Source organism: Pseudomonas sp. UBA6310 (assembly GCF_002438225.1).
Lineage (GTDB): Bacteria > Pseudomonadota > Gammaproteobacteria > Pseudomonadales > Pseudomonadaceae > Pseudomonas_O > Pseudomonas_O kuykendallii.
On the sequence record NZ_DJTK01000023.1, the window covers coordinates 67,732 to 75,163 of the forward strand.

10 protein-coding genes and 1 pseudogene are annotated in these 7,432 nt (G+C 62.8%); 5 read left to right on the forward strand and 6 right to left on the reverse strand.

Features of this window, described 5'->3' with window-relative positions; translation table 11 throughout:
* Positions 1-88: 88 nt before the first annotated feature.
* On the reverse strand, positions 89-391 hold the full coding sequence (locus B3E91_RS04675; protein WP_273228613.1) for a hypothetical protein: 303 nt from the start codon (positions 389-391) through the stop codon (positions 89-91).
* Between the two features lie 90 nt (positions 392-481).
* Positions 482-835: a hypothetical protein gene (locus tag B3E91_RS04680; protein ID WP_090229750.1), complete on the reverse strand. Its 354-nt coding sequence runs from the start codon at positions 833-835 to the stop codon at positions 482-484.
* A 297-nt stretch (positions 836-1,132) separates the two neighbouring features.
* On the opposite strand from B3E91_RS04680, the gene B3E91_RS04685 reads away from it, so the two are divergent.
* The 5 genes from B3E91_RS04685 to grxD all read left to right on the forward strand — a co-directional run bounded on the left by B3E91_RS04685 (position 1,133) and on the right by grxD (position 5,051).
* Positions 1,133-1,600: a response regulator gene (locus B3E91_RS04685; protein WP_286785035.1), complete on the forward strand. Its 468-nt coding sequence runs from the start codon at positions 1,133-1,135 to the stop codon at positions 1,598-1,600.
* Positions 1,601-1,605: 5 nt separating this feature from the next.
* A complete protein-coding gene (locus B3E91_RS04690; RefSeq protein WP_273228612.1) occupies positions 1,606-1,851 on the forward strand; it encodes a hypothetical protein in 246 nt (81 codons plus the stop codon).
* A gap of 139 nt (positions 1,852-1,990) precedes the next feature.
* The gene (locus B3E91_RS04695) at positions 1,991-2,365 is read left to right on the forward strand and encodes a response regulator (RefSeq protein ID WP_273228611.1); all 375 of its coding nucleotides are present in this window, start codon (positions 1,991-1,993) and stop codon (positions 2,363-2,365) included.
* 156 nt (positions 2,366-2,521) lie between these two features.
* The gene (locus B3E91_RS04700; RefSeq protein ID WP_287028555.1) at positions 2,522-4,630 is read left to right on the forward strand and encodes a molybdopterin oxidoreductase family protein; all 2,109 of its coding nucleotides are present in this window, start codon (positions 2,522-2,524) and stop codon (positions 4,628-4,630) included.
* Between the two features lie 94 nt (positions 4,631-4,724).
* Complete coding sequence (gene grxD, locus B3E91_RS04705; protein ID WP_090229736.1) at positions 4,725-5,051, forward strand: Grx4 family monothiol glutaredoxin; 327 nt, start codon at positions 4,725-4,727, stop codon at positions 5,049-5,051.
* 102 nt (positions 5,052-5,153) lie between these two features.
* Here the strand turns inward: grxD and bfr are convergent, their stop codons facing one another.
* The 4 genes and pseudogenes from bfr to B3E91_RS04725 form a co-directional block, all read right to left on the reverse strand.
* Positions 5,154-5,624: a bacterioferritin gene (gene bfr, locus B3E91_RS04710; protein ID WP_090229734.1), complete on the reverse strand. Its 471-nt coding sequence runs from the start codon at positions 5,622-5,624 to the stop codon at positions 5,154-5,156.
* A gap of 196 nt (positions 5,625-5,820) precedes the next feature.
* Positions 5,821-6,036, reverse strand: a complete 216-nt coding sequence (locus tag B3E91_RS04715; RefSeq protein ID WP_090229731.1) for a bacterioferritin-associated ferredoxin — start codon at positions 6,034-6,036, stop codon at positions 5,821-5,823.
* A gap of 311 nt (positions 6,037-6,347) precedes the next feature.
* Positions 6,348-7,022: a ribonuclease T gene (rnt, locus tag B3E91_RS04720; RefSeq protein WP_090229730.1), complete on the reverse strand. Its 675-nt coding sequence runs from the start codon at positions 7,020-7,022 to the stop codon at positions 6,348-6,350.
* Positions 7,019-7,432: pseudogene (locus tag B3E91_RS04725) on the reverse strand (dihydroorotase); the annotation flags it as partial. The gene rnt and the pseudogene B3E91_RS04725, both read right to left, overlap by 4 nt.

Here is a 7,432-nt window from a genome sequence, read left to right on the forward strand (position 1 = left end):
CCAGCCGATGCGGGAAGGGAGCATTTGTACACTGCGCCTGCGTCGCTTGGCAATGAACGCAACGGCAGGCGTGGGAGGGGCTTTCGGTCTACCAGGAGGTCTGCTGCATGCCTTTGCTTTCGGCTTCGCGGCGCATTTCGGATACGGCGATGACCATCGCCTCGAGCTTCTCGTCCTCGGCGCTGCGGTCCTGCAGAGTCTTCTCGAGGGCGACTCGTTCCGCCTCCAGCGTACGGACACGCTCGGCGGCCGCCTGCGCCTCGGCAACCTGACGCGCGGTGTAACTGTCTATCAGGGCGAGACTGATCTGGTAACCGGCGGTGCCGATGGCCAGTGCGCCGGCGACGCTCAGAACTCTGATCTTGAAGGTGCGGGAAAGGCGGATTGCCATGGCATTCGCTCCTTGAGGGACGGGGCGATGCTAACGCAGAGGCGCAGCAACGAAAAGCCCGCACGAAGCGGGCCTTTGCTTTACCCGCGACTACCAGCGCGGGCGTGGCGGACCATAGTAGTAGCCTGGCGGCGGGCCGTAGTGCGGCGGCGGCATGCGCACCACGGGATACGCCTGGTAGTACACCGGCACCGGCTGGTAATAGACGGGCGGCGGTGGCGGATAATAGGCCGGCTGAGCCGGGTAATAGGTGACGGGCGGCGGTGCCGCCTGGACGTAGACCCGTTCCGGCGGTCGTTGCGAAGCGACGAAGACCCCGCCTACCACAGCCCCGACTACGGCTCCCATTACCGCGTTGTCCGAGCCATGCCCATGAGCTGCGGCCTGTCCGCTGAGAACGAGGCTGCCGACCAGGAGAGCGACCTGGGGGATGCGACCAAACATGTGTTCCTCCTGCCCGGGGAATAGGTTCCGGGGCGATGTATCTGACCGCTAAACAAGCGCGTCGTGGAGTGGTCATAGGTAAAGGTTGTGTAAGCCCGGACCGGTGGTCAAACGTTGCACGAATGCACGTGTCTGCCTGCCATCGACCCTGCGCAGTTGGCGTCCTGTAGATGCCGCTCGTCGCCGTTGGCACGCCAAGTGGCCAATCGCCACGTACTGTAACCGGTCATTGAGAGCCGCTGTTTTGCCGGGTTCTTCCTCCAAAAGCGGCTATTCCATCGATATCAAGAGAGATGTATGGACGAAGATTTGTTGAGCAAGGAGGAGCAGAAAGCATTGTCCGAGGTGGTTCACGAACCGGAGATCTCGCGGCCGGCGGTGCTTCTGGTCGACGACGACGAAGCGTTCCGTGAACTGCTTGCCGAAGTCTTCCATATCCACGGGATCCTTTGTTTTCCGGCCGATGGCGTCGAGTCCGCCATTCGCCTGCTGAAAAAGCGCGCGACCATCTCGCTGATCGTCACCGATCTGCGTATGGGCCCCAGCGGTGGCCTGGAACTGGTTCGCTGGGTACGCGAGTCGGAACGTTCGGAACTGCCCGTGGTGATCATGTCCGGCCAGGCGGATATGCAGGACGCGATCGATGCGATGCACCTCAACGTCATCGACTTCCTGCTCAAGCCGGTGGATTTGCAGAACATGCTCGCCGTGGTCCGTCGTGAGCTGCGCATCGAGGATCAACCGCCGCCGGACTTCGGGGCCTGAGTCGCATGACCGAAAAGGAGCTGCTCGCCGCGCTGACACGCCTGATCGCAACGGACGACCTGCCGGACTTCACGCCCTCGGTAACCGGAGCGCTGCTCTTCGAGACGCTGCTGGACAACTGGGATGAGCTGAGCCCCGCCGTGCGTGGCCAACTGATGCTGGTCCTGGGCATTCTGACCAGGGAGCTGTCCGCCGAATCCAAGGCTGAGCGCACCACCGCGCAGATCCTGGAGCGGCTCACCCGGCGCTGAGTTTCCTCGCGCAACGTTCGCACTCGTCCTTTTGTCCGCATTCGTCGCTCGCCGGAATTAACGGCGGCCGGCCGGGTCTGTAAAAATGAGCGGTGCGCGGTCTCGATGGAAATGCCAACAAACTTTAGCGGTGTCCGTTTTGCCTAAGTCCATCCTCGTTGTTGATGACGAACCGTCGATCCTTTCGCTTCTGGTGGAGCACCTGGAGGGGAGCGGCTATGAAGCGTTCGGTGCCGAGACTGCGCAGCAGGCGATTGCCCTGCTGGACGGTCATCAATCGGTCGATCTGCTGATCTCGGATTTCCGTCTGAACGACGGCATGAACGGTCTGATGGTCGCCGAGGCGGCGCTGCGCTCGCTGCCGGACATCAAGGTGCTGTTCATCAGCGGGCACCCCTACGAGGTGTGGGAGGCCGAAAGCTTCAAGCAGATGAACGCGCTGCTGCTCGGCAAGCCCTTCATGCTCGACCAGCTTGATCATTCGATCGACGAGTTGCTCGCCGTCTCCGAGTGACGGCACCAAGCGCCAGACCCCGGCGCGGGAATCGGCGTACATGATGCCGGTCGATTCATGCCGCGAAGGCTCGTGGTGAACGTTTTCGTTTAGCGCCATAGTCTCGATATCCGCCGACCCGACCGGTCGGCTAGAACAACAAGACGAGGCGTGCCCATGAGCCGAACCCTCCACCACCGTGCGTGCCACCTGTGCGAAGCCATCTGCGGCTTGAACATCGAAACCGAGACCCAGGTCGACGGTTCGCAGCGCATCCTCTCGATCAAGGGCGACCCTGAAGACAGTTTCAGCCGCGGGCATATCTGTCCCAAGGCCGTTGCCCTGCAGGATATCCAGGACGACCCCGACCGACTGCGCCAACCGATGCGCCGGGTGGGCAACGAGTGGCTGCCAATGGCCTGGGACGAAGCCTTCGCCTACGCAGCCGAGCGCCTGGCCGATATCCAGCAGCGCCACGGACGCAACGCGGTGGCGGTGTATCAGGGCAACCCCAGCGTGCATAACTACGGGCTGATGACCCACAGCAATTACTTCCTCGGCCTGCTGAAAACCCGCAACCGCTACTCGGCCACCTCGGTCGACCAGCTTCCGCACCATCTCACCAGTCACCTGATGTACGGCCACGGCCTGCTGATACCGATTCCGGACATCGACCACACCGACTTCATGCTGATCCTCGGCGGCAACCCGCTGGCGTCCAATGGCAGCATCATGACCGTGCCGGACGTGGAAAAACGCCTGAAGGCCATCAAAAGCCGGGGCGGCAAGCTGGTGGTGGTCGACCCCCGGCGCAGCGAGACCGCGGCGATAGCCGACCAGCATCTGTTCGTCAGGCCCGGCCAGGACGCGGCGCTGCTGTTCGGCCTGCTCAACACCCTGTTCGAGGAAAACCTCACCCGCGGCACCCATTTGCCGGTGGAGGGCCTGGATGAGGTCCGCCGCGCCGTGGCGCCCTTCAATGCCGAAGTCATGGGCCCGCGTTGCGGCATCCCGGCCGAGCAGATCCGCCAACTGGCACGGGATTTCGCCAGCGCCGACAAGGCGGTGTGCTACGGCCGGATGGGCGTCTCCACCCAGGCGTTCGGCACGCTTTGCCAATGGCTGGTGCAGATGATCAACCTGGTCAGCGGAAACCTCGATCGCGAAGGCGGCGTGCTGTGCACGGAGCCCGCGGTCGACCTGGTGGCGAGCACGTCCGGCGGGCATTTTAATCGTTGGCAGAGCCGCGTCTCCGGCCTTCCCGAGTACGGCGGCGAGTTGCCGGTTTCCGCGCTCGCCGAGGAAATCCTCACGCCCGGCGAAGGGCAGGTTCGGGCGTTGATCAGCGTGGCCGGTAACCCGGTGCTCTCCACGCCCAACGGCCGGCAGATGGAGCAGGCGCTGGACGGACTGGAGTTCATGCTCAGCGTCGATTTGTACATCAACGAGTCGACCCGCTACGCCGACCTGATCCTGCCGCCGACCTCGCCGCTGGAGCACGACCACTACGATTCCACCTTCAACCTGCTGGCCGTGCGCAACGTCACGCGCTTCAACGAGCCGGTATTGGCCAAGCCGCAGGGCGCGCTGGACGACTGGGAAATCTTCGTCGGCCTGGCCGAGGCCTTCGCGGAGAAGACCGGCGTCGAACTGAAGCCGACCATGTCGCCGCAGCAGATGATCGACATGGGCCTGCGCTACGGCCCGCACGGCGATCGTTCGCCACGCCAACTGAGCCTCGCACGCCTGCGTGACTACCCGCACGGCCTCGACCTCGGTGCGCTCAGACCGAACCTGGCGGCGAGGCTGAAGACGCCGTCGGGCAAGGTCGAGGCCGCGCCCGCCTTGCTGCTGAGCGACCTGCCGCGTTTCGCGGCGGTCGAGCAGCCGACGGCGGGCGAGCTGCTGCTCATCGGTCGCCGCCATGTACGCAGCAACAATTCCTGGATGCACAACTATCACCGGCTGGTGAAGGGCAAGCCCCGCCATCAGTTGCTGATGAATCCGCAGGATTTGACTTCGCGCGGTCTGGCCGATGGGCAACGGGTGCGGGTCAGCTCGCGGGTGGGGCTGATCGAGGTCGAGGTCGCCGCCAGCGAGGACATGATGCCGGGCGTCGTAAGCCTGCCGCATGGCTGGGGACACGCGCGCCCCGGCGTGCAGGTCCGCATCGCCAGCGCGCAACCGGGCGCCAGTGCCAACGACCTCACCGATGAACGCGAACTCGATGCGTTGTCCGGCAACGCGGCGTTGAATGGTGTGCCCGTGCGGGTGGAGGCCGCCTGAGCGCGATGCCGGGGTTGAGCGCCGGCGGCGGCTTTCCGTTACAATGCCGCCACCGTGCCGGCCATTGGGTCGGATAGTCAGCCGAGGTGACCCCATGGATATCATCGAAACCATCAAAGAGCAGATCGCCAACAACACCGTCCTGCTGTACATGAAAGGCTCGCCGAACGCCCCGCAGTGTGGCTTCTCGGCCCGCGCTACCCAGGTACTGATGGCCTGTGGCGAGAAATTCGCCTACGTGGACATCCTGCAGAACCCGGAAATCCGCGCGAACCTGCCGAAGTACGCGAACTGGCCAACCTTCCCGCAACTGTGGGTCGGTGGTGAGCTGGTTGGCGGCAGCGACATCCTTGCCGAGATGTTCGAGAAGGGCGAGCTGCAGCAACTGATCAAGGCTGCCACCGGCAAAGCCGACGCCTGATCAGCGCCCCGTAAGCAGAAACCCCGCCTCGGCGGGGTTTTCTGTTTCTGCGGGCATGAAAAAAGGCGGGCCTGGGCCCGCCTTCGTTCAGTCGCCGCGAATTTACTCGTCCATCTGCGACTGCAGGTAGTTCTCGAGGCCGACCTTGTCGATCAGGCCCAGCTGGGTTTCCAGCCAGTCGATGTGTTCCTCTTCGGACTCGAGAATGTCCTCGAGCATGTCGCGGGTCGCGTAGTCACCGACGCTCTCGCAGTAGGCGATGGCCGATTTCAGATCCGCATGCGCCTTGTGCTCCAGGTTGAGGTCGCACTGAAGCATTTCCTTGGTGTTCTCGCCGATCAGCAACTTGCCGAGTTCCTGGAGGTTGGGCAGGCCTTCGAGGAAGAGGATGCGCTTGATCAGCTTGTCCGCATGCTTCATCTCGTCGATGGACTCGTGGTACTCGTGCTTGCCGAGTTTTTCCAGGCCCCAGTCCTCGTACATGCGTGCATGCAGGAAGTACTGGTTGATGGCGATGAGCTCGTTGCCGAGGATTTTGTTCAGGTGCTGGATGACTTGCTTGTCGCCTTTCATGGCCGGATCCTGTCGCAAGGTGAGGGCAGGCTCGAAGTTTGTCGCGGTGAAAAGTTTAAGTCAAACCTAAGTTATTGAATTGCAAGAAGATTAAAATCCGAATGAGAATGTTTGAGTACCGCATCGCGACGCTAAACCGTTGAATTCAGGCATAAAAAAACCGGACAGAGTGTCCGGTTGTTTGAGTTCTGGGTCTTCAGGCGGCAACAAAATTACCCGAGAAATTCGCCGCGGCCTGGCTTTGAGCCTCGCCGATGGTGTCGCGTACCACCTGTTTGGCGAGGCAGGCGCACTTGCCGCATTGCTTGCCTACGCCCAAGGTCTCTCGCACATCCCGGTAGCTGCAGCAGCCTTCGTAGATCGCATCGCGGATTTGTCCGTCGGTGACACCTTGGCAGAGGCAGACATACATAGATAAGGGCTCATCAGGTCGAGTCGATGGAGCGATACTAATCTAAATGAGAATGATAGTCAAAGATCGGGACTCGCATTCACGGTGGAAGATAGTCGATACAAATCAATTGGTTACGTAGATCATGAGGCTCGAGGACAAGGCCTTGCGCCACGAGAATGCAGGGCTGGCGATGAGTGGTTGCCTGATTTCAGTGCCAGCGTGCTGGCCGGGAGGCAGCCGCGGGTAACGCGGGGGCGTAGTGGTAGATCGCACCATTCGCGGGCGAAAAAAAGCCCGGTCGTGCCGGGCTTTTTCAGGGCTGATAACGATCAGTCGTCGAAGTCTTCCCAGCCACCCATCTGTTTCCAGCGGTTGACGATGCCGCAGAACAGCTCGGCGGTCTTCTCGGTGTCGTAGCGGGCGGAGTGCGCTTCGCGGCCGTCGAAATCGATCCCGGCGGACTGGCAGGAGCGCGCCAGCACCGTCTGGCCGTAGGCGAGGCCGGAAAGGGTCGCCGTATCGAAGCTGGAGAACGGGTGGAACGGGTTGCGCTTGATGCCGGTGCGCGCCACCGCGGCATTGAGGAAGCCGAGGTCGAAGGCGCTGTTGTGCCCGACCAGGATCGCCCGTTTGCAGCCATTGGCTTTCACGGCCTTGCGCACGCCACGGAAGATGTCGGTGAGCGCGGTTTCCTCGCTGACGGCCATGCGCAGCGGGTGGTCGAGCTTGATGCCGGTGAATTCCAGCGCGGCCGCTTCGATGTTCGCGCCCTCGAACGGTTCGACGCGAAAGAAATGGGTGTGCTCGGGGAACAGGAAGCCGTCCTGATCCATGCCGATGGTCACCGCGGCGATTTCCAGCAGCGCGTCGGTGGCGGCGTTGAAGCCCCCGCATTCCACGTCCACGACCACCGGCAGGTAGCCGCGAAAGCGCAGCGCCATCGGATGGCGCGGGCCGCTCGGCAGGCTGCCGTCGAGTTCGTCGTCGTACTGATCTTCACTCACGCATTGGTCTCCAGCAGGCGCCAGCGCAGGGTTTCCCCAGCGCGCAGGGGTACTACGGCATGTTCGCCGAAGGGCAGGGTAGCGGGGGCTTTCCAGTCTTCGCGAACCAGGGTGATGCGATCCTGGTTGCGTGGAAGGCCGTAGAAGTCGGCGCCGAAGTGGCTGGCGAAGGCCTCCAGGCGCGACAGCGCGTTGCGCTGGTCGAACGCTTCGGCGTACAGCTCGATGGCGGCGTAGGCGGTGTAGCAGCCCGCGCAGCCGCAGGCGTTTTCCTTGGCATGCTGCGCGTGGGGCGCCGAGTCGGTGCCGAGAAAGAACTTCGGATTGCCGCTGGTGGCCGCGCCGAGCAGCGCTTCCTGGTGCGTGTTGCGCTTGAGGATCGGCAGGCAATAGAAGTGCGGGCGGATGCC